Origin of the sequence: Sulfitobacter sp. SH24 (assembly GCF_965641895.1) — a bacterium.
In the GTDB taxonomy this organism is placed as follows: Bacteria; Pseudomonadota; Alphaproteobacteria; order Rhodobacterales; family Rhodobacteraceae; genus Sulfitobacter; species Sulfitobacter dubius.
On the sequence record NZ_CBFFKK010000001.1, the window covers coordinates 37998 to 59312 of the forward strand.

General features: G+C 56.5%; 17 protein-coding genes. 12 read left to right on the plus strand and 5 right to left on the minus strand.

Annotated features, from left to right (window positions below):
* Positions 1-239: 239 nt before the first annotated feature.
* Entirely contained in the window at positions 240-572 is a 333-nt protein-coding gene (locus ACSQ16_RS00200) for an H-NS histone family protein (protein WP_435988293.1), read from the minus strand.
* A gap of 313 nt (positions 573-885) precedes the next feature.
* Positions 886-1614 carry a hypothetical protein gene (locus ACSQ16_RS00205; RefSeq protein ID WP_435988294.1) on the minus strand — a complete coding sequence of 243 codons (729 nt, stop codon included), beginning with the start codon at positions 1612-1614 and terminating at the stop codon, positions 886-888.
* Between the two features lie 286 nt (positions 1615-1900).
* Here ACSQ16_RS00205 and ACSQ16_RS00210 point away from each other — a divergent pair, with 286 nt between their 5' ends.
* The 11 genes from ACSQ16_RS00210 to ACSQ16_RS00260 all read left to right on the plus strand — a co-directional run bounded on the left by ACSQ16_RS00210 (position 1901) and on the right by ACSQ16_RS00260 (position 15054).
* Positions 1901-2377 (plus strand): hypothetical protein, encoded by a 477-nt coding sequence (locus ACSQ16_RS00210; protein WP_435988295.1) that lies wholly within the window; start codon positions 1901-1903, stop codon positions 2375-2377.
* 909 nt (positions 2378-3286) lie between these two features.
* On the plus strand, positions 3287-5659 hold the full coding sequence (locus ACSQ16_RS00215; protein WP_435988296.1) for a hypothetical protein: 2373 nt from the start codon (positions 3287-3289) through the stop codon (positions 5657-5659).
* Between the two features lie 474 nt (positions 5660-6133).
* Positions 6134-6694 carry a hypothetical protein gene (locus tag ACSQ16_RS00220; RefSeq protein ID WP_435988297.1) on the plus strand — a complete coding sequence of 187 codons (561 nt, stop codon included), beginning with the start codon at positions 6134-6136 and terminating at the stop codon, positions 6692-6694.
* A gap of 5 nt (positions 6695-6699) precedes the next feature.
* Positions 6700-7971, plus strand: a complete 1272-nt coding sequence (locus tag ACSQ16_RS00225) for a TolC family protein (RefSeq protein WP_435988298.1) — start codon at positions 6700-6702, stop codon at positions 7969-7971.
* Between the two features lie 45 nt (positions 7972-8016).
* Positions 8017-10149, plus strand: a complete 2133-nt coding sequence (locus tag ACSQ16_RS00230; protein WP_435988299.1) for a type I secretion system permease/ATPase — start codon at positions 8017-8019, stop codon at positions 10147-10149.
* Complete coding sequence (locus ACSQ16_RS00235) at positions 10146-11318, plus strand: HlyD family efflux transporter periplasmic adaptor subunit (protein WP_435988300.1); 1173 nt, start codon at positions 10146-10148, stop codon at positions 11316-11318. Before ACSQ16_RS00230 ends, ACSQ16_RS00235 begins: the two co-directional genes overlap by 4 nt.
* 145 nt (positions 11319-11463) lie before the next feature.
* Positions 11464-12729: a BamA/TamA family outer membrane protein gene (locus ACSQ16_RS00240; protein ID WP_435988301.1), complete on the plus strand. Its 1266-nt coding sequence runs from the start codon at positions 11464-11466 to the stop codon at positions 12727-12729.
* 192 nt (positions 12730-12921) lie between these two features.
* Entirely contained in the window at positions 12922-13428 is a 507-nt protein-coding gene (gene parS / locus ACSQ16_RS00245; protein WP_435988302.1) for a type II RES/Xre toxin-antitoxin system antitoxin, read from the plus strand.
* On the plus strand, positions 13425-13922 hold the full coding sequence (locus ACSQ16_RS00250; protein ID WP_435988303.1) for an RES family NAD+ phosphorylase: 498 nt from the start codon (positions 13425-13427) through the stop codon (positions 13920-13922). Before parS ends, ACSQ16_RS00250 begins: the two co-directional genes overlap by 4 nt.
* A 591-nt stretch (positions 13923-14513) precedes the next feature.
* Positions 14514-14756 carry a type II toxin-antitoxin system ParD family antitoxin gene (locus ACSQ16_RS00255; protein WP_435988304.1) on the plus strand — a complete coding sequence of 81 codons (243 nt, stop codon included), beginning with the start codon at positions 14514-14516 and terminating at the stop codon, positions 14754-14756.
* A complete protein-coding gene (locus ACSQ16_RS00260; protein ID WP_435988305.1) occupies positions 14746-15054 on the plus strand; it encodes a type II toxin-antitoxin system RelE/ParE family toxin in 309 nt (102 codons plus the stop codon). Before ACSQ16_RS00255 ends, ACSQ16_RS00260 begins: the two co-directional genes overlap by 11 nt.
* A gap of 147 nt (positions 15055-15201) precedes the next feature.
* On the opposite strand, the gene ACSQ16_RS00265 is transcribed toward ACSQ16_RS00260, so the two are convergent.
* The 3 genes from ACSQ16_RS00265 to ACSQ16_RS00275 form a co-directional block, all read right to left on the minus strand.
* Positions 15202-16473, minus strand: a complete 1272-nt coding sequence (locus tag ACSQ16_RS00265; RefSeq protein ID WP_435988306.1) for a glycosyltransferase — start codon at positions 16471-16473, stop codon at positions 15202-15204.
* Between the two features lie 119 nt (positions 16474-16592).
* Positions 16593-17234 (minus strand): response regulator transcription factor, encoded by a 642-nt coding sequence (locus ACSQ16_RS00270; RefSeq protein ID WP_435988307.1) that lies wholly within the window; start codon positions 17232-17234, stop codon positions 16593-16595.
* Between the two features lie 150 nt (positions 17235-17384).
* Complete coding sequence (locus ACSQ16_RS00275; RefSeq protein ID WP_435988308.1) at positions 17385-19535, minus strand: hybrid sensor histidine kinase/response regulator; 2151 nt, start codon at positions 19533-19535, stop codon at positions 17385-17387.
* 120 nt (positions 19536-19655) lie between these two features.
* On the opposite strand from ACSQ16_RS00275, the gene ACSQ16_RS00280 reads away from it, so the two are divergent.
* The gene (locus tag ACSQ16_RS00280) at positions 19656-21200 is read left to right on the plus strand and encodes a BapA prefix-like domain-containing protein (RefSeq protein ID WP_435988309.1); all 1545 of its coding nucleotides are present in this window, start codon (positions 19656-19658) and stop codon (positions 21198-21200) included.
* The last annotated feature ends 115 nt before the right edge of the window (positions 21201-21315 follow it).

Below are 21315 nucleotides of genomic sequence, written 5' to 3' on the forward strand. Positions count from 1 at the left end.
TCAAATCTCGGGTGGGGTTTTTAGTTTGACGAGTGGCATATTCAGCGCTCTCCCCCTCGGGGTGACGAGAGCCTTGCCGACGGAGGTCGACAAGGCCCTCTTACCGATCAGAAACTTGCTTAAGGCTCATGACCAGTAAGTCATTATACGCGCAAACAAGTAAGCTCCGCTAGCCGAACAATAGGCATGATAGCATTCGCGGTTTCGGTCTCCCCATTGAAAGGGGGATGAGAGTTCCCTTAGTTGGCAATGCGCATTGCATCAGGTGGGGTGCCATTGGCCACTTGCGCGCGGAACCAATTCGGCTGGCGGCCTTTTCCCGTCCAGGTTTGGGCGGTATTTTCTGGATTGGCATAGACGGGTTTTGAAGGTTTTCGCGTTGTTTTGGCTTTGGCCTTTTTTGGTTTTGCGGTCTCAGTTTCGGAAATTTCTCCCAGAGAGAAGCCGAATTCAGCGGCGGCTTTCGCTGCGGCCTTCTTCGCGTTCCGATGGTCCCGGGCACGCGCTGCTTGGAGGGCCTTTTTAACATCGCCCAGATGTTTCTCGAGTTCTTTGCGAGACATGGACTTCATGCAGACTTCTCAATCATATTGTTCTTTCGTTTGCGCGGTTTGGTAAGGTTTTGCTTCCACTTCATATGCTTGCGATGCAGTTCATATCAAGTCGGAATTGTTTTCTAATGAAATCGACTCAAGAAAGTTTTGTTTTGGATGGCCGAATGGCAGCTATTGAACGTTCCTGACTGGATCGTTTGCTCCTTTCAGTTTGTATTCCCTAATTGAGCCTTTAACGAATCGTGAGGCGACGGAGCAGTTGTATTGCGAAGTAGTGCTAACCCGCTGAAGTATAGCTATCTTCCTATTTTTGCTGGGCGTTTTTAGGTGCCTATGTATTCGTTTTTATTGAAGACGTATGTCTTTGTAGTGCGTATTGGTAGAGCTGCGCATCGCGGTGATGATATGCCAGAAAGCGCTCCCGCAAGTGGTCGTAGGTATGGGCGGCTTTGGGGCGGGGTCCTGTGTTTTGCACGAAGGGTTTTAGGGGGCGTTTGATCAGCTGCGAGAGGGTTGCGAGGTCTTGCGTTAAAGTTTCTGTTACGCCGATAAAGTCTATTCTCTGCCAGGGCAGGCCTTTTAAGAACATGGACTGATAGTTACGCAACGCAGGGTGGAACAGGTAGGTTTCTAGGTCCCAGCTTTCCGACAGGACGGTTCTGACCAGTGGGTCTGGCATGGTGTCTGGATCGAAGGTTTGCCAATAGAAGTAGTTCGAGACGGCCCGTGCGAAGGGCTCGCGCACCCAGGTGATGTAGAATGGTTTCCGCCAAGTGAGCGCGCGATGGTATTTTTGGGCTGGAAACTGGCCATGTACCAGTTGGACCGATTTTGGGAGTTGGGCGAGGTCTTTTCTGTAGCGCCAAGCCAGCTGAGGCAGGTTGAGCGAAAGCCATTTTTGATGCGTTCCGAGGGGCTCTACGCCTTGCGCTGCAACGAGGGCGTGATCTCGTTCGTGCTGATAGTCAAACTGGATCTCATTTGGGGAGAATGCTTGTTTTAGGGAGCTAGCAAAGCTTGTGCCCGCAGTTTTTGGTATATGAACTGATACGTAAAGCATGTGGGAGTAGCCGTTGTGTTGTGAGGCGTTCGTCATAGCCTAGGTTGTGCGTTTCAGAAAGACCGCGGCCTGCTGTCGGTAGGGGGGGATTAGCGCTTTATACATGGGCGTCACTCAGTCATTCAGGCCCTTAAATTGTGCCCAAAGTTGGGCTGGTCGGGCGCGATGTATTCGTGCATAGATAAAGCCTGTGGGACCTGCGCTTTGTTTTTGGGCGAGAATGGGATGGGTTCTGGGCGTCTTTTATCGGCAACGTAGGAGGCTCACCCTAGGAAAGGATACTTCTGTGCGACGTTTGCGAGCGACATGTTTTTCAGCAGCCTTTTTAGCCTTTCTGGGGCTTGCGGGCTGCGGCTTTACCCCGGTTTACGGAACCGGGTCGCCGATTGGCCAAGTGCTGACTGATATTCAGGTCGCGGCGCCGAACAGCCGCGAAGATTATATGTTCGTCCGCAGTATGGAGGAGCGATTAACGCGCAATCCTCAAGGCCGAAAAACCCTGCGATACGACCTGTCTCTCTCAGAGGTCGGTCTGGATATCATGGATGTGAGCCGGAGCCAGGTTCTTGGGAAGGTAACCTATGAGCTCATCGATGAGGCCAACGGAGAAGTGGTGGTCTCTGGTACGGTGGAGTCGTTCACGTCTTTTTCGACGGCAGATGATTTTCCGACGCTGATGCGCAACGACGCTCAAGAGCGTTTAATCAATATTCTCGCTGACCGGGTCATGTCGGACCTGGCGGCGAAGCTCGCCATGACTTGATGGTTTGCCGGCGTCGCAAGGCGCCAACTTGTATCATGCTCGCCTATAAGCAAGCGGCTTAGGCCGCGCCAGACGCGTCCGGGAGGCGGAGCGCGCGGGATTCGCAGGGCGCATTTTGGCCTGCATCCTGCTGCTCTAGAGCGAGTTGAGGGTGCTAGCGTGTGTCATTTTGGCAGAGCGCCAACAATCATGCGAGATTGTTTCCGTAAGGTAAGCCTTGATTTTCTTGCCAGATGAGATTTGTGGGCATACTATAGTAAGGTGTTAATCCTTTGGTATGTTTTTATCTGGACAAAGGTTGCGCCGAGCTATGTACGATAAAAAGTATGGGCGCCCCTGAGTGATTGTCGTCTCGCGAGATGGCGCTTTGGGGTTTGTGATGCGCGTCATTTGACGTGACGTTGCGCAGAGTTATGGAGCTGCCAGTTGGGCAAGTTTGAGAGCAGCAAGAGCGCGCAGGGGCGCGATCAAGTAGCCGATCAAGTCGGGTATAGCTCGATTCCGATAGGTTTATTGCGGTCTTCAAACGATACGGGCCCACGCAGCATTGGTATCTCGGTCACCGCTGGTGCGATTGGCATGGGGCTGGCCGCGCAAAGCGCGTCTCAAGACGGTTTGATGGCATTCGCAGCCACTTTGCCTGGAGCTGACGTTCTGGTCTCTCTTGCGAAGGGGGACACCCAAAGTCCTGCACAATCCGCGGATGTTGCGGGGGGTGAAGGTCTTGGTGGAGCTTCCCACTCTCAGGGGGCCGCAATCGAGGCTGAGGTTGACGTTGATCCTCTTCAAAAGACGGCTTTTGAATCTGCTGATGCCGAGTTGTCTGTCGCGCCGGGCATAGAAGAGGGCCAATTTACATCGCAGATTGGGGTCGATGCGAGCACTATTGGCAGCGTCTCAGGGCAGGGTGTGGCAAGCCTCCCGGCCAATCTCTCTGCAGACGCGCAACTCAATGTTGAGGCAGGGGCTGGTAGAAACACCGCTGCCATTACGATTGTGCCTGGGGACCGTGTTCTTCCTGACGCTGACGATATTGCAGGAGATGAAGGCCCAGCCGGGTCGATCATAGGATCGGTCATCGGCGATGACGGTCTCGTGGGCGGTGTGCTCGACGGCGTCGTTGGAGACGGAGGTCTGCTTGATGCCGTCGTGGGCGATGATGGCCTCGTGTCGGGCCTTCTTGGCGACGGCGGCGTTATCGATTCAGTTCTAGGCGACGGTGGCCTTGTTGATGGCCTTGTCGACGGCGTCCTTGGCGAAGACGGCGTTGTCGATGCCCTGCTTGGCGACGATGGATTGGTCGGTGGTCTTGTCGGTGACGGCGGCGTTGTTGATAATTTGCTCGGCGACGATGGTGTGGTCGGTGGCCTGCTTGGTGAAGACGGCGTTGTTGGTGGCCTGCTTGGCGATGATGGCCTTGTTGGAGGCCTGTTGGGTGACAACGGCGTCGTCGATCTAGTGCTAGGCGACGACGGCGTTGTTGGCGGTCTGCTCGGCGATGATGGCCTTGTTGGAGGCCTGTTGGGTGACAACGGTGTCGTCGATGTGGTGCTAGGCGACGACGGTTTGGTCGGTGGTCTTCTGGGCGACGACGGCGTTGTTGGTGGCCTGCTTGGCGATGATGGCCTTGTCGGCGGCGTGCTGGGTGACAACGGTGTCGTCGATGTGGTGCTAGGCGACGACGGTTTGGTCGGTGGTCTTCTGGGCGACGACGGCGTTGTTGGTGGCCTGCTTGGCGATGATGGCCTTGTCGGCGGCGTGCTGGGTGACAACGGTGTTGTCGATGTGGTGCTGGGCGACGACGGTTTGGTTGGAGGTCTTCTCGGCGACGACGGTGTTGTTGATGGCCTGCTCGGTGATGGCGGTCTTCTTGGCGGATTGCTGGGCGGGGGCGGCTCTGAGGCCGCAGAGATCGTTCCTGCTGACAGCGCGCTTGGCGATGGCGGGCTGGTTGACGGTATTATTGGTGATGATGGCCTTGTCGGCGGTGCCCTTGGCGACGATGGTTTGGTCGGCGGTCTTCTGGGCGACGACGGTGTTGTCGATGAGCTTCTCGGCGATGATGGCCTTGTCGGTGGTGCTCTTGGCAGCGATGGACTGGTTGGTGGGCTTCTAGGCGGAGTGCTGGGGGGCGGTGCCGCTGAGGTCGAAGAGGACGTTCCAGCTGAGCTGACCGATACGGGGATCACTGAGGTTTCAGGTGTTCTGGAGACGGGGACCGAGACTGTAACCCAAGTTACTGACGGCGTGCTTGGCGATGGTAGACTGGTCGACGGTATTATTGGTGATGATGGCCTTGTTGGCGGTGCTCTTGGCAGCGACGGACTGGTTGGTGGGCTTCTGGGCGGATTGCTGGGGGGCGGTGCCGCTGAGGTCGAAGAGGACGTTCCAGCTGAGCTGACCGATACGGGGATCACTGAGGTTTCAGATGCCTTGGAGGACGGAGCCGCAACTGCTGAGCCTGCCACCAATGCAGTCTTGGGCGCTGGAAGCGTGGTTAATGAGGTACCTATTGTTGGGGGTATCCTTGGCGGACTGCTGGGCGGCCAGGCTGCGTCGGCTGTGGTCCCGCCTCTGACCGAAGGGCCAGTTGCAGGTCTCTCAGAGGGCGTGACGGCTGAACCTAACGATGCCCAAACGTTGATAGGGCAAGATGAGACCGACCCGGTCGCTCCCACAGATACACCTGATACCTCATCAGAGGCTGACGTTTCTGGCGCTGCCTTGCTTGATGATGTGCCGGTGACGGAAGACGCAGGAGATGACGGCTTCCTCGACACGTTGGTTGCCGGGGACACTGAAGACCTATTGGGGTCTGTTGAAACACTTCTGGACCCCAGCGACGCACTTCTCGACGGGCTGCTCGGAGAGGTTGATGTATTTGGCCTCAATGTTGTTGAGGGTGGTGAGGGTGACGATCTGTTCGCCGGGCTGACGGGTGAGCAAGGGCTTACGGGCAGCTTGGTTGAGCAAGACGTGCTTGGCCTGTCCGATCCGATCGGGGATGATGCGCCTGATGCTGAGGTCGACAATCTGTTGAACGACATCCTTGCGGGCGGGGTGAGCGACATCACCGGCGAGGAGGGAGCTTTCGATGCGCTGTTTGGCAGCGATGCGATGGCCGAAGAAGAAGGCGAACTGCTTGGTGTCGAAGATGCTGCGGTTGCCGAAGCGGGTGCTGTCGAAGGCGCGCTCGACATTCTCTTTGATCAGGGTGCGGATCAAGGGCACTCTCTCTTAGGTGGATTGCTCCAGGAGACCTTCGACAACGACAATGCCTGATAGGCATTGTGTAAGCAGTTAGGATTGACGGCTATGGCGGCCTCCGCCTTAGCCTTCTTTGTCATATTGCTTACGATTTAAGCTATTCTTAAGGCGGTATTTTTTCATTTTGTCACAAAATGGGCTCAATTGGACTGCATCCTTTTGGGTGCAGGGCGTTTGCCCTTGTAACGAAAGTCTGAAAAAGTTCTAAGCAAACTACTTTAGGTTGGTTGACGATTTATACTATAGCGCTAAGCGATTGTGAGCGCGCATTTTGAGAAGGGGCATGCCGTGTCCGTTGGCGTAAAGCTTATGCAAAGAGGCTCCTCTGGGAATGAGGGCGTGCAGGCTGTGTCAAACATGTCGTTGGGCGCGCCGGCTGATATTTCGCTTGCGCAGGGGACCCCGGCAATCGTCGCATCCGACAAGCTAGGGTCCGATTTAGCCTTGCGTTTCGCGGATGGGAAAACGCTCCTGGTACAGGACTTCTTCGTGATCGGTGAGGAGGGGGATTTCAGTCGTCTGCTTCTGCCGGACGGGGAGGCTTTTGTGACGGGGCTGATGGGGCCCGAGCCGACCTATAGCACTGATGGCGATGTGGCAGAGCATGCTGTGCACAGCGCTGAGGGCGCAGCGACATCGCAAGCTGAACAGCCCGGCGCTCAAGAGAGTGCTGGGGAGGGCATGGATTGGTCTGGCCCGCTGCTTCTTGCGGGCACAGGCCTTTCACTTGGAGCGGGGGTCAATTTCCTTTCAGGAAGCGATGATGACGGCGCGTCCGTGGCGGCGCAAAGTGAGGCGGCGGAGCTCTCACTTGCAGTCGACGAAGTGATCGGCGCCGAACCCGACAGATTGGCGCCCGAGGAGTACGATTCAGAGGTGTCGACCCCCGATCCTGAGACCGCCGAAGCGCCCGAGGGCGCGGCTATGGAAGGTGCCGACCCGGCGGATGACGCCATGGAAGGTGCATTTGTCGGGGCTGCAGACATGCCTATGGACATGGAATACCAGCAAGATTTGCTGGCAGAGTTAATGACGGAGTTTGTTGGATGAGGGTTATGAGGCGCAACCAGAATGTTTTCAGGTGCGCTGCTGGTTGGTTTTATTCCACAGCTGCGATCGCGCTTGTTCTAACTCTGGCAACGCCGGTTGCCGCGCAGATATCGTTGCGCACAGCCGTATTGCAAGCCACGGAACGGGACGGTGAAGTCTCTGCACTTCGCCAAAAAGTTGCCAGTCGATCAATAGACATCCAATCGGCCCGCGATGAATATTACCCCAGCATCAGCGTTTCGGGCGACACCTCGACGACAGATTCCGACGGTCCTGGGATTACTCTGACGGTCTCACAGGTCCTGTTCGACTGGGGTCTGATCCGCAGTAAGATTAACGCGGCATCTCATGTCCGTGTGCAGGCAGTCTCGGATCTGAAAATGGCTGTAGAGGGGCTGACCCTCCAGGTGGCCGAATATTTTATCGATATTGAGATGATCGATCGCAAGATTGAGCGGACCCGTGATTATACGGCCTTCGCTCAGCGGATTGCCGACCAGGCACAAGCCCGTGCTCAAGCGGGGATCGGTGACAATGGAGAGGTTGCGCGTGCCCGGCTTGAGATTGCACGTGCAGAGGACCAGTTGTCGCAGCTTGTGTCGAACCGTCGTATCGCATTGTCTCAAATCGAATTCCTAGTCGGCCGCCAGGTTGGCGCCATCGTGATGCCGCCTGATCTTGGCTATGCCCGTCGCTATGCAGAAGCGGCCAAAATCCGATCCGCGGTGCGCATTGCCCCCGATTATGTTGCTGCCCGTGCGGGGGCGGACGAGGCTGCGGCTGGCGTGGAGACCGCCAAGGCATCACGCCTGCCCACGATCAAGTTGCAGGCACAGGGCCGCGCTGCGCTGAACGGCGGTAAAAGCAGCGCAGCCCTCGGGCTTTCCACGGGGGTGGACCTTAGTTCCAGCGGACTTGGGCGCCGGCAAATTCAATCTGCTGAATTGAACCTGCAGGCGGCAAAATCCACATTGGTGTTCACCGAGCGGGAGCTGACGAATACGGCCACCAGTGCTTTGCAGCAGATTAGCATTCTTCGCCGAACAGAGAACGCCCGGGCGCAGCAGCTGCTGGAGTCTCAGCGGGTGCTGGACAACTACGAACAGCAGTTCATTGGCGGTCAGCGCGAACTTTTGGACCTGCTGACCACCGGCCGTGATCTTTACGATTCCGAGATTGAGAAAATTGACACCTACGAGGAGCGCAAGCGCACGGAATACCAAGCCGCGCATGATCTGGGTGTTCTTGGCACACTGATACTCAGTGCCGCTTCTTAGTAATTGGGGCGGTCATGAGAGCACTATGATTGATGGGGAGCAGAGATGAAAGACCATGACTTCGCGGGCCCCTTGATCGCTGGGATTGTTGAGCTTTGCCGGGTGCAAGGGGTGACGACCTCGGCAGAGCAGCTGACCGACGGCCTGCCAAAGTCGGGTGATGCCGCTCAAGATGAGCATTTGGCGTCTCTCGCCCTGCGGCGGGTCAACATGAGTTGTCGTATTAGCCGGGAATCTCTGGATACTCTGCCTGCCCACTGCCTGCCCGCACTGGTCTTTCTAAAGGACGGACGCACCCTAGTTCTGGAGGGCCTCCCAGAGACTCAAGCACGGGTTATCTTGCCGGAATCGGGTGGCGGGCGCGCATTATGGACGCGCAGTAAGCTTGATGAGATGCATGACGGGCGCGTCTTGATATCCAAACCGATCGATATTGTGAGCAGTCGGCTGGACGCTTCCAAAAGCGGGCATCACTGGATTTTGGGACCGGTTTTTAGCAACTGGGCCATCTACCGCGATGTTATCTGGGCTTCTTTTGCGGCCAACTTGCTTGCCGTTGCGACGGCCCTTTTCTCAATGCAGGTCTATGACCGGGTCGTGCCCAGCAACGCTTTTGATACCCTGTGGATCCTTGCCAGTGGGGTGGGAATTGCCATCGTTCTGGAGTTGGTTTTGCGCATTATGCGCTCGACGCTTGTTGATGTTTCAGGGCGAGATCTTGATTTGCGGCTGTCGGCGCAACTGTTTGACAAAGTTGCAAACATGCGACTGAAGCATCAGCCCGCGTCAACTGGGGTTTTTGCCAACCAAGTCCGAGACTTTGCCACCGTCCGCGAGTTTTTTACATCCAGCACTGTGACCGCGATCTGCGATTTGCCATTTGTGCTGATCTTTGTGGGGGTCATTTGGTTCATTGGCGGGCCGATTGCCCTGGTGGTGCTGGCGGGTGTGATCTTGACGGTTTTGCCCGGCCTGGTGATGCAAAAGAAACTAGGGAAAGCCTCAAGGGAGAACACGCGTGAGGCTGCCGCGCTGAACGGGCTTTTGCTGGAAACGATTTCGAATTTAGAAACTGTGAAGGCGTCGCGCGCTGAGGGCCGGTTGCAACGTGCGCATGCCCAGTTGACGGCAACCATGGCGACCACGGCGATTAAGACCCGCAGCATTACCAATTTTATGACCCAGCTTGTGAGCTCAGTGCAAAAGCTGGCCTATGCAGGCGTGATCATTACCGGTGTTTATTTGATCAGCGCTGGTGAATTGACTGTCGGGAGCCTGATCGCCTGCACATTGCTTTCGGGCCGAACGATGGCTCCGATGGGGCAGGTGGCCGGCCTACTGGCGCGGTGGCAACATGTGCGTGCGGCGATGGAGGGGTTGGATCAGATCATGGATTTGTCCGTTGAACGTCCCGACGACCGCCACTTTGTCCGTGCGCCTTCGCTCTCGGGTGGTTTTGTGCTGGACGACGTGGTCTTCCGGCACGATCCCCAAGCGCCGCCGATCCTTTCTATTCCTGAGCTTTCGATTAAGGCCGGTGAACGCATCGCGCTTCTTGGTGGCAATGGCGCGGGCAAGTCGACCCTCTTGCGCATGATGGCGGGTCTGACGGATCCGCAGTCGGGCAGCGTGCTTGTAGACAGTCTGTCTCTAAGCCAGATTGATCCGATCGACCGGCGTCGTCAGATTGGTTATCTGCCGCAGAGTGTCGCGCTTTTCCAAGGCACTTTGCGGGACAATCTTTTGTTGGACCATGGGCTGCATTCTGACGAGGAGCTGCTTGAGGCATTGGACGCGGTGGGATTAGGCACGTTCGTGCGCCGCCACGTCCGCGGGCTTGATCTGCAACTTCAGGGCAATGCCAATGTCTCAGGGGGGCAACGTCAGTCAATTGGCCTTGCGCGGGTGCTGCTGCAGGACCCTCGGATTGTCTTGCTGGATGAGCCTACATCGGCTTTCGACCATCTCACTGAAAGCAAGGTTATCGCCCATATGAAGGAGTGGCTGCAGGGCCGGACGACGATTATTTCGACACATAAGCGGGAATTGTTAGGGCTTACCGAACGCGCGATCGTGCTCAAGGAGGGCCGGGTGGCGCGCGACGGTGATCTGCTGAGCATTCTTAACACAGCACGTGCGAATGCGGTTCAGAACAAACCGGTGCAGGCTGTGAAATGACCACCGTTGATGACATGCCAGTAAGCCACCTAGATGGCAGCTATCGGCGTCAGACACTCAAGGTCGCGCGCTGGACGATACGCACGGTTGTCATCACTTTGATCGTTGCCATCGGATGGGCGTCTGTTGCCCAGATCAATGAGATCACGCGGGGGGATGGCCGTGTCATTCCTTTACGCCGGATGCAGACGATCCAAAGTCTTGAAGGCGGGATTCTGGCGGAATTGGCAGTGCAAGAGGGTGACATTGTTAAAGAGGGCCAGACGCTGGCGCGTCTCGATCCGACCCGCTCAGAATCGGCTTTCCTCTCAGCGGAGTCTGAGATCATATCGCTGACTGCAGAGGTTGCGCGCCTAGATGCAGAGGTTCTTGAGCGCCCCGTATTGGATTTTGGCGATGCGCCAAACAGCTCGGAGCGCAATGAGCTAAAGTTGTTCACGGCCAGACGGACAAAACTTGAGGCCTCGCTTGAGGCCCTTGAGGCAGAGCGGCTCGCCATTCAGGAGCAGATCGACATAACGCGGCCCTTGACCCTTAATGGATCGGTAAGCCGTATTAATTTGCTTCAGCTGGAGCAAAAGAAGGCTGAACTGGATGGCAAGATCAGCGAAACCCGCAATGTCTATGTCCAAGACGCCTATAAGGATTTGGCTCAACGTCGGGCCAAATTGTTGATGATGCAGCAAGAATTGGTCCAAAAGCAGGACGAGTTCCGGCGGACAGAAATCCGATCTCCGGTGTCGGGCAGGGTTAACAACATCGAGATCACCACGCTCGGGGGCGTGGTGCAGCCGGGCGAGCCGATCATGCAGATCACGCCCACCGATGATCAGTTGATCATTGAAACGAAGGTCAAGCCGCGGGACGTTGCGCTGATTGCGCCGGGCATGCCTGCCAGCGTCAAGATTACGGCATATGATTTTGCCACTTACGGCGATCTGCGCGGTGTGGTTACGCAGATCTCAGAAGACACGGTCGAAGAGGATACGCCCCAAGGTCCGGCCGACTTTTACCGCGTTATGGTGCGCACCGAACGGAGCTATTTGGAGCGCTTCGGGGAGCAGTACGCAATCCGGCCTGGGATGATTGCTCAAGTTGATATTGAGAGTGGCGATCGATCCATTTTAAGCTACCTGACGCGCCCAATCCTTAAGGCGCGCCTCCACTAAACCCAAGTGGTGGGGCCGCTGCTGGCCCTATCCACTACAGAATACGACATAGAAAGTGCTGCCCTTGCCTTGTCTGCTGCCCCCTTCAAGCGCGTTCCGCGCTCTCTTTTCTGTTGTGTTTCGATCTGCGTCGCTGGCGGCAGCAATGACAGTGGTGCTGCCATGGGCCACAGCAGCTGAGGCACAGAATGTGCGCAGCGTGGAAGTGCGCGGTGCGCAGTTTATCCCCGAAGATGATATCCGTAAAACTTGCGGTGCCGAAGCCGGGATCGCCTATTCTCAATGGGAGCTGATGGCGATCGAGGAATGCCTGATGTCGACCGGCGTGTTTGAAGCGGTGAACCTATCGCTGGAAGGTGATTTGCTGGTTATCGACGTTCAGGAGTTGGACACGCGGCCCGGCCGGATCGATGCAAGCCTTGCCTATGTCTCACAGGATGGGCTGACAGCCAGTTTGTCGTTCGAGCGCTATAACCTCTTTGATCGCACTTATGGCGCGATGAGCCTCGAGTACGGCGAGGAAGTGCAGCGCTATAGTGCGAACCTCTATCGGACAGAAGTCTTCGAGACGTCGCTGGACTTGGGGTTTGAAGTCGTAGCAGGACGTGAAACCTTTGATGACCGCAGCTTTAGCTATGAGACGGTAAGAGCTGAGGCCTATCTGGCTTGGGCACAGCCGGCCAATACACGGTTTGAAGGGGGCATAGGATACCGAGATCATCGGCTTTACGATCTTGATCCAAGCGCCAGTGCCTTGTTGGTGCGCGAACAGACCGATGGCATCGCAGCCCCTTATGTTCGGTTTGGGCTGGCTCATAAAAGCTGGCCTGAGCCAGACGAGGGTGAAGCCCGGTGGCAGAACTTCGGCTACAGTGTGAAGTTGGATCAGTATTTTTGGAACGTTGGAACATCTGATCTGCTTTCCGATACACGCTTTGAAGCACGCATGCAGTTCCCGGTGGCAGACAAAACCCGTTTATTATTTGGCTTCGATGCAGGCGCGGTCTCTGGCCTCGATGGCAACGCCTCTCGGGCCATCGATAGGTTCTACCCGGGCGCTGATAGTTTCCGGGGATTTGCGCCGCGGGGCATCGGGCCTCGCGATGGAGAGGATGCCTTGGGCGGAAATAACTTTGTACGGGCATCCATCGAGCTGCAACGTGATTTTGGCGAGCTGTTACACACACCAATTCTTGGGGGCATATTTGTGGATACCGGAGGCAGCTGGGATTTGGACGACACGCTTGATGGGGGGATTGATGATGGTTGGCATCGCAGAAGCAGCATTGGTGTGTCGGTCACTCTCGACATTGGAGCGACCCCTGTGTCGCTGTATGTCGCCAGCCCCTTTGAGCGCGAGCCAGGCGACGCCCGGCAGACCTTTGGTCTGGGGCTTAGCACACATTTCTAATTGGCGCTCTGGGGTGGTCGCGTTAACGCGCCGAGCTTGCAAGTTGGCATGCCGACTGTCGATCAAAGACGTTTGCCGCGGATATCCAAGGTCTCGGGGGTTTTGGATGACTTCGCGTTTGAGTGATGTCCCTTGATCCTTATCGACAGGTGTCGTATTTTTGACGACAGTTGTCTTGCAAGGAGAGCTCTCATGGTAGCTGCAACTGTTAACAAAGAGGCCGGAAAGAAGCCGGTGCTTGGTGCCGATCAGGCATCGGAAGATTATGCTTTGCATGCTTGGCACATCCTAGGCGGGCGAAACAGCACGAAGCCCGCGATGCGCAGTTCACTTGATGCACATGACATGATTATGAAGGGCTTCGACACCAAGGCGCTTTTGCATCTAATCGAGAGCGTCTCGTTCTTGGCAGTCGATGAGCTTCTTCAGAGCGCCGTCGGCATCAGTCAGAGAACACTACAACGGAAGCGAAGCGCAGAGCGGCTATCTACAGAACAGAGCAGCCGTTTATGGCGGTTTGCTGAGATTTTGGCTCAGGCAACAAACACACTTGGTAGTCAGAAAGAAGCCGAACGGTGGATAATGGAACCTGCCATGGGTCTCGATAATCGGCGGCCAATTGATCTTTTGGCCACGGCAGCCGGAGCAGAAGCTGTCGAAGAGCATCTCACTCGAATGGAGTATGGAGTCTACATTTGACCCCTCTGCCACCGCCATTGGGAGATGGGGAGCTGCGTTTCTGGCGCCTCGATCAGAAGCAGCATGCTTCCACCTGGGATATCGGCGAAGGCTCTTTTCGGGTTGGGGGTAGATGGAACTCTAGAGGGGTGCGGGCCGTCTACTGTTCACTGGATCCAGCCGCAGCGATCCTCGAGGTTGCAGTACACAAGAAATTCCGTGCGCTAGATACTGCGCCTCATATTTTGACTTCGGCTCGCGTAATTGATCCTTCTGAGATCCACGTTCTCGATATAGACGATATCCCGAACGCTAACTGGCTTGTGCCTAGCGTCCATGGCCCTGGACAGCAAAAATTTGGCGACGAGCTTATCAGAAAACATAATTTTGTGCTCATCCCATCTACGGTATCTCGCCATAGCTGGAACCTGGTGTTTGATGCTACGCAAGCAGCCGGTCGCTTTGATGATATCCAGCAAGAAGCCTTTGCTCTGGATCCTCGGCTTCACGTCTAGAGTAGCCATATACGGCACCTTTTGAGCCGAGAATGCGCTATTTGAGGTGCATAGGAGAAAGCCAATGCCCGTAAAGCGCCTCTTTCAACTGCAGGCTGGGCATTGTTCCTCCTTCCCTGTCTGGCAATTGGATTAAGGGCCGCACCTTTCGCGCACTCGGAGCAGCGGTCAGACTTCAAGACGCGAGCGAAGCCCTTCGGGGGAGGCCTGCGGCTGCTCGAACGCGAGGACGCCGGGTTGGCCGATGGGGCGGCGCTGACTCCATGCGCCGCGTTTTCAGTGGAGCCTGTTCGCAAGCGTGACACGATCAATTCGCCTTGCGCGACGAGCAGAGGGCAGTCTGGTCGATATCGCGAGATGGACGATCCAACAGCTCGGTGCCCGTCAGGCAGGTATTTATGAGACTGCGCTGGTCGAAAGACGCGAAGCGATTGCGCGTGGCGATGTAGTCTCCCAAAGGTAATCAGGTCTTATTTGGGCATTAACCTGTTTGGCTGCTGGTTCCGAAACGCGGACCTCCCTGAGGGTGGAGGCGTTCTCGAGCTTGAGTTTTGGCAAAGATTGCCATGTTTTTATTGACGGGAGCGCAAAATGGTACCCATGAATATTTCACTGCCAGAACCGATGAAGTCTTGGGTCGAACATCAAGCCAAATCGGGTCGCTTTGCCAACTCTAGCGATTACGTCCGTGACTTGATCCGACGTGACCACGCGCGTCAGGAGGCCATTGCAGAGATACAGGTGGCGGTTGATGCCGGATTTGAGAGTGGCTCCGCCGCGCCGCTTGACCGGGACGCATTTAAAGCCGGGATGCGCGCGCAATATGCCAAGTAGCGTTCGCTGGACGCTTCGCCCGCCAGCGCAGGTCGATCTTGCCGAAATCTGGCGTCATGGTGCATCTAGCTGGGGCCTCGATCAGGCTGATCGCTATGCAGATGAGTTATTCGCAGTTTTTGACCTGCTTTCCGACTTCTCTGAGATCGCCCGCGCCCGTGCGGAATTCACCCCGTCGGTGCGGATACATCTAACGGGCGCACATCTAGTAGTGTATCGGTTGGACGGGCATACTGTCGAGATTATCCGGCTCCTGCATTGTGCGCAGAACCTGACAGCGTTTTTGCTTGAGCCGTGATGTTGGTTAGCGTGCCCTTGCGAACTTGTCGGCTCAGTAGGGCGCAGTCAGATCCGGTGCGTCGTCCTCAGAAGCGGTCGGCATATGTTTTTTGTTCTCGCTCATTGGCTTTGATGATGCGGCGCGCGGCAGAATTTGGGTTGGGCCTCAGGGCATATTTCTAGGTGAGTTGGCGGTCTCTTGGGCGTTCCCGATCCGGGCTGCGCGATTGGACATCGCTTGTCGGAAGAGCGTCATGTAGCGGGGGGCTGTGACAGATAGGTCGTATTGCGCGCGGGCGAGACTCCGAGCCTTCTGCCCATAACGGAAGCGTCGCGCTGGATTGTCTAGGAGGGCGAGGATTGCGTTGATCCAAGCATCGTCGTTGTCGGGAAGCAGCTGTCCGTTGACATCGTCTTGGATCATCTCGGCTGCATATCCACGGTCAGGTGCTAGGACGCAGCCACCGCGCCCCAGTATTTCCATCAAACCCCAATTTGCGACACCGAACTTTAGGGGGTAGAGGAAAAGGTCTACTTCTGTGATCCGCTTTGAGAATTCATCGTAAGGCAGTTTGCCGGGAAATTCGATTACCTTTGCGGCGCGGGGGTGCTTAAGCATTAGGTGATCGCGGAAAGTTTTGATCTGGCCGTTATGTGCGCGCGTGACGGCTTGTTGTTCGTAGCCATAAGTCACTTCCTCGGCGCCGCCGAAGGCAATGAATTGCGCATCAACGCCCTGTGACACCAGTTTGTCGACCAGCCTCACATAGGTTTCAAAGCCTTTGGCAGATGATAGATCGCGTGCCGCGAAACCGATTGTCATCTTCTCGCGGCCGCCGGTCACAGGTGCAGGCATTGATGTAAAATCAAACCCCTCCATTTGCACTTCGATATTGGAGCGCAGGGCAGGCGGGAACATGCTCTTTGCATGTTGGCTGGGGCAGATCACCAGGTCGCTGCAGACGGCTTGGTGAAAGTTCAGCATCTCAGCATTTCGGTCTGCGATCCGTTGTGCCAAGTCGGGTGGATAGGCGGGGTCCCAGCCATGCGCCCGGAAGCTTGGGAATTCGATGTAGCTGACAATGGCCGCGTCGATTTCATCATAGAGGAAATGCGGCGCACCCCAAAGGGAGTGGGCCACTACCACGTCGATCTTCGTATGTTTGCGCAGGTCGTGTAGAGCGTTGAGTAACCCTCTTCCGATGCGGGCTGAGCGCTCCACTTTGGCTGAATAGTAGTACCGATCATCGCTCAAAATTGGGCCATCGGGGCGAAACCCAAGAATATGATTGCCGCGTTGTCGGTTGCGTTTCATATGTCCTGGCGTCGTTAGAAAGTAGCTCTCGGCCAGGCCTGAATGGCGCAGGTAATCGCATAGCAGGCCGAACTGGCCGGGATATACGGCACCTGCAAAGACGATAACTGGTTTGCTCACCATTGGCTCCCGTTTTCGGGCCTCCCCCAGCCGTTATGGAGGGGGGGGTGGTGTGAGCGTAGCGCACATAAACTTGTGGGTGCAACTAAGGTTGAGGCGCTGTGAGGTTGCTGTTTCTTCGCTCAGAAGATGTTCCTGTCGCGGGCGACAATGACCGCTTGGGTGCGGTTGTTTGCACCCAGCTTGGCGCAGATGGATTTCACATGCATCTTGACGGTTGCTTCGGCCAGACCCAGCTCGGTTCCGATCTCGCGGTTGGGTTGGCCTTGGGCAAGAAGGGCTAGAACGGTCATTTCGCGTTCTGATAGAGGGGAATTGCTTGATACTTTACTGACTTTGGCGCGTGGCCGGTCGATAAGCTCGACTGGAACGTATCGCCCGCCGCTGGCCATAAAACGTATCTCGTTGGTGAGGCTCTTAAGCGATTCCGTTTTGAGGACGATGCCTGCGCCGCCCAGAGCAAGTGCTTCTGACACGACATGCGCTGAGGGATTGCTGGTCAGAATTCCGACGGGCTTGCCCCCGTTCCGCTCTAGGGCTTTTGACAGGCCTGTAATCCCGTTCATGCCTGGCATGTCGAGGTCTACCAACACCAGATCAAAAGGTCCTTCCGCGTCGATCTTGTCGAGCGCGGTCTCAAGGTCGGGCGCGGTCTGTGCCTCAAAATCGGGGAGGTTTGAGAGGAACTGCTCAAACATTTCCAATACCATCGCATGGTCATCTGCGATTAGGATCCGGGTTAGTTTGGTTTGAGGGGACGTCATATTACTCATCTTTGATTTACGAAACCCCTGGGTAAAGTCCTCAAGTCAACACTATCGACGGACGACATTAATCGACAAAGGCCGAACAAAAAGGGACCGTTTATCGGCCCGGACGCTAGATTTATCACGAAACCTCAGCGAAGCAAGCGATCATCTGTTATCGGGTGAACTTGATCCAAGCGTGTGTATGGCTTCTTGCGTCGCGTCTAATGCTTCCCTTGCGCCCTCAAGTGCAATTTGCTGTGTCGTTTCGGAGGTGTCGAGAGAAAGCTCTACTTGGCGCAGGCCGTGTTCTAGCAGCTTAAGGCCGGTAAGGCCGGAAGACCCGGTTGCGGCGTGCAGCAAGCGCTTGGTTTCGGCGCTCTGCTTGCCGGGTGTGATCTCATCAAGGATCGCCCGTGCCTCGGCATGGGCGCGCATCATGAACCCCACGGCGGCCTCTTGGCCAAGCTGCTTGGTCAGGTCTTTGACTGTTCTTGCTGAGAATGGTTCTGCCAAGGTGGCGGGGGTCTTTTTTGTTGGTTGGGCGCTGCCGTCTGTGGCGGCGGTTGTGTTATCATCCTTGCTGTGGGCTGCGCAGTAGACCGCGTGGCAAAGTGCAGCATTGCGGATGGGCTTTTCCAGGAGCCGGACCATTCCGAGGGCGAGACATGCCTCACGCAGCTTGTCGTTAACATGCGCTGTCAGTCCAAGGATCAGCCCGTCCCATTCCAGTCTGCCCTTTGATTGTTCATCTCGGATGCCGCGCAGCAGTTCGACACCGTTTATATGGGGGAGGGTCATGTCGGTCAGCAGAAGGTTAATGTTCTGCGCGGCGTCAGGCCGTTGCAGAATACGCATTGCTCGCAATCCGTTCTCGACCCCTTCGACCTGCGCCCCCGCTTGGCTGAGGCTGTGAACCAGCCAATCTCGGCTTGAGGGGCTGTCCTCTACGACCAGTATCCCGAGGCCTTTTAGCAGCCCATCGCTGCTTGGCGTGGCGTCTAGATCCTCTGCTGCGGTATCTGCAGCTGCGCCGGGCAATGAGAAAGTCGCGCGTAAGATTGTCCCGGCGACAGGTTGTGTGGTGTCTATCAGCGGTTCGCCGTCATGGGCTCGGTCAAGAAGTTCGAGATGGCCGCCAAGGTGGCTGATGGCATGGGCTAGGACGCTCATCCCGGCGCTGGTCCGCTCTGTCTTGGCGTCTGTGCTCCGGTCTATGCGTGTTCCGTCAATATTGCTTCCCAACAGCCGCGCCTTTTGGGCGTCGGGTATACCGCCTCCCTGATCTGCGACCTGAACGGTGATGATGTTTTCGCTCTGCCTTTTGATGTCTTGCTGTTTTGGGCCTGGGGCGCATGTAACATGTATGTCGATGGCTTCTCCGCCGTGTTTGCCTGAATTGTCGAACATGTTCTGCAGCAGGGCGCGAACCAGATGGACGGGCCCGTGAAGCCGGAGTTGGTCTTGTGGCTCTACGGTCAGGGTCACGCTCGCGCCTCGCCCGTGCACGATGGGTTTGATCATATCGACGATTGTTCGTGCTTCTTCGCCCAGGTCGAAGTCCTCGTCGGCTTGTAGGTCGGCGCTGGTTAGTTCCCCCCGGATCACGCGGATCACTTTTTCTATGTGAGTGAGGGCGATTTGCGCAGACTTCTGCACGTCTGCGGTACGCGGATTGGGCGCTGCAGCTGCGCCTTTCTCTTGCTCAAAGAGTGTTTCTGCGGAGGCTAAGACAGATTGGATTGGTGTTCTTAGGTCGTGGGCAACCCGAAGCAGGGTCGCTGCGCGCGCGCGGTTTTGTAGTTGCACAGCCTCTTGATCAGTTTCGACCAAACGCAGCAGGAAAGTTTCGGCATTGCCAAGTGAGAGGTGTACCAGCTCTCCCTCGAGCTGTGTTGCTTTATAAGTTGTGGATACCGCAACGCTGCCGCTGCGCTGTGCGCGGGCGCAGAGTGTGGGCCAGCTAAAGGTCGCCTTGAGAGCCGCCACGTCCAGCCCCAGTTGGTTGGCAGGGGGGTTTGAAAGTAGGATTTCTGCCTTCCCTGTTGCGAGTATCGCAATGCGTCGATCGGTGGATATTAAACGTGCGATCGCCTGCAGAACGGGTCTGACTTTTGCTGCGTTCAAAGCCGATTCTTTTTCCTCGGGCATTCGGTTCTCCAGCATGCTTTGTTCTTCTGGTGGGCAGGAGGGGTAACATACCGATCCAAGTGGGCCGTTGGGATGCTGCGATCCTGAGGGGCTATCGTCAACCGCGTGGGTTCCCTTGATGAGCATTTGGCTGAATATCGGGGTGTATGAGCAACGCAAGACGCGCATGTCTTAAAGTATGTACTCTCTCCATTGACCACAACTTTAGTATGTGATCTCATTATTGAGAAACTGGGTGAACCAATGGTCACGCTCCCAAGGGGCGTTGGATAGATAGAGGAAGAAGAGATGGCGATTACTGAGCTCCAGGCTGGCGGCCTAGCCAACGTAAAGATAGATGCCGCCAAAGGTGACATTTCCAGATACGTAAAGTCAGGGAACAACCTTGTTGTAGAGTTGCGTGATGGCGGTAAGATCGTCGTGTCTGACTTCTACGAAGCTGCGGCTGGCGGTGTGCCGCACAAGCTGATGCTGGCTGATGGTACGTTCAGCGGCGTTGAAGGGACCTTTGATGACACGGAAGAGGTTGCCGGTCTTGGTGGCAACATGGAGCAAATCGGTGCTGGGCTGGGCGCTCTGACCACAGCTTCTCTCGCGTTTGCTGATGACAGCGATGATGAGGCCGATCCAGCAGATCCTACCGATACGACTGATCCGACGGACACAACTGATCCTACAGATACAACAGATCCGACTGATCCGACGGACACAACTGATCCGACCGATCCGACAGACACAACTGACCCAACCGATCCGACGGACCCCACTGAGCCTACGGGTGAGGCGGACACTGGATTGCTTGATCCCGTGCTTGGGGATGAAGGCGTGCTGGGTGGTCTCACCGGGAACGATGGGCTGTTGGGAGATCTGACCGGGTCCGATGGCTTGCTCGGAGATTTGGTTGGCAACGACGGGCTTTTGAGCCCCGTTACCGGCGAGGATGGCCTGGTTGGCACCCTAACGGGCAGCGGCCTTTTGGGCAGCAGTGACGGGTCTGGTAGTTTGACTGGAGGACTCGTGTCTGATGACGGTCTTTTGGGCGGCGTCCTTGGCGGGACCGGGCTGACCGATGGTTTGCTGGGCGAAGGTGGCGCAGTGGACGGTATTGTTGAAACCGTAGAAGGCGTTCTTGATGGCGTTATCGGTGATGACGGTATTCTTGGCGGCCTGCTGGGCGGTGAAGGTGGCGTGCTAGATGGTGTCCTTGGTGACGAGGGTGTTGTTGGCGGCTTGCTTGGCGGCGAGGGGGATCTTCTTGGAGGTCTGCTCGGCGGCGAGGGTGGCGTGCTAGACGGTGTTCTTGGTGACGAGGGTGTTGTTGGCGGCTTGCTCGGCGGCGAAGGGGGCCTTCTTGGAGGTCTGCTTGGCGGTGAGGGTGGCGTGCTAGACGGTGTCCTTGGTGACGAGGGTCTCGTTGGTGGCTTGCTCGGCGGTGAAGGTGGCGTTCTTGGCGGCCTTCTCGGCGGGGACGGCGGACCAGCTGATGTCGTCTCTGGTACGGTTGAGGACCTGTTGGCCACCGTGGGGGCTGAGGATGGTTTGCTTGATCCGGTGATCGCGGACGGCGGTCTGCTTGGCGACCTGACGGGGAACGAAGGCCTACTGGGTGACGTGACCGGGTCCGAGGGCTTGGCCGGTGATCTTGTTGGAGATATGGGCCTGCTGGCTGATGTAACCGGCGAGGACGGATTGCTGGGTGATCTCACCGGTGTCGGCCTATTGGGCGCGGGTAGTGATGGTGGCCTGCTTGGTCATCTAGGAGGCGATCTGCTGGGTGGTCTCGGTGGTGACGTGGCGCTCTTAAGCGCCTCAGTCTCAGTGGATGGCGCATAAACAGACTATTTCCGCTGTCTCTCTCCCTAAAAGCTCCACCGAAAGGTGGAGCTTTTTCTTTAGCCGCAGGACCTTACCCAATTTTATATAGGGACCATTTCTGAGGTCGGGTGGT

What these genes read in the sequence shown, in the direction of transcription:
- ACSQ16_RS00275 (WP_435988308.1), bottom strand. Translation starts at nt 19,535, where the DNA reads ATGCGCGTCTTGCGTTGCTCATACACCCCGATATTCAGCCAAATGCTC.
- ACSQ16_RS00265 (WP_435988306.1), bottom strand. Translation starts at nt 16,473, where the DNA reads ATGGTGAGCAAACCAGTTATCGTCTTTGCAGGTGCCGTATATCCCGGC.
- ACSQ16_RS00240 (WP_435988301.1), top strand. Translation starts at nt 11,464, where the DNA reads ATGACAGTGGTGCTGCCATGGGCCACAGCAGCTGAGGCACAGAATGTG.
- ACSQ16_RS00230 (WP_435988299.1), top strand. Translation starts at nt 8,017, where the DNA reads ATGAAAGACCATGACTTCGCGGGCCCCTTGATCGCTGGGATTGTTGAG.
- ACSQ16_RS00260 (WP_435988305.1), top strand. Translation starts at nt 14,746, where the DNA reads ATGCCAAGTAGCGTTCGCTGGACGCTTCGCCCGCCAGCGCAGGTCGAT.
- ACSQ16_RS00255 (WP_435988304.1), top strand. Translation starts at nt 14,514, where the DNA reads ATGGTACCCATGAATATTTCACTGCCAGAACCGATGAAGTCTTGGGTC.
- ACSQ16_RS00205 (WP_435988294.1), bottom strand. Translation starts at nt 1,614, where the DNA reads ATGCTTTACGTATCAGTTCATATACCAAAAACTGCGGGCACAAGCTTT.
- ACSQ16_RS00280 (WP_435988309.1), top strand. Translation starts at nt 19,656, where the DNA reads ATGGCGATTACTGAGCTCCAGGCTGGCGGCCTAGCCAACGTAAAGATA.
- ACSQ16_RS00235 (WP_435988300.1), top strand. Translation starts at nt 10,146, where the DNA reads ATGACCACCGTTGATGACATGCCAGTAAGCCACCTAGATGGCAGCTAT.
- ACSQ16_RS00225 (WP_435988298.1), top strand. Translation starts at nt 6,700, where the DNA reads ATGAGGCGCAACCAGAATGTTTTCAGGTGCGCTGCTGGTTGGTTTTAT.
- ACSQ16_RS00270 (WP_435988307.1), bottom strand. Translation starts at nt 17,234, where the DNA reads ATGACGTCCCCTCAAACCAAACTAACCCGGATCCTAATCGCAGATGAC.
- ACSQ16_RS00200 (WP_435988293.1), bottom strand. Translation starts at nt 572, where the DNA reads ATGAAGTCCATGTCTCGCAAAGAACTCGAGAAACATCTGGGCGATGTT.
- parS (WP_435988302.1), top strand. Translation starts at nt 12,922, where the DNA reads ATGGTAGCTGCAACTGTTAACAAAGAGGCCGGAAAGAAGCCGGTGCTT.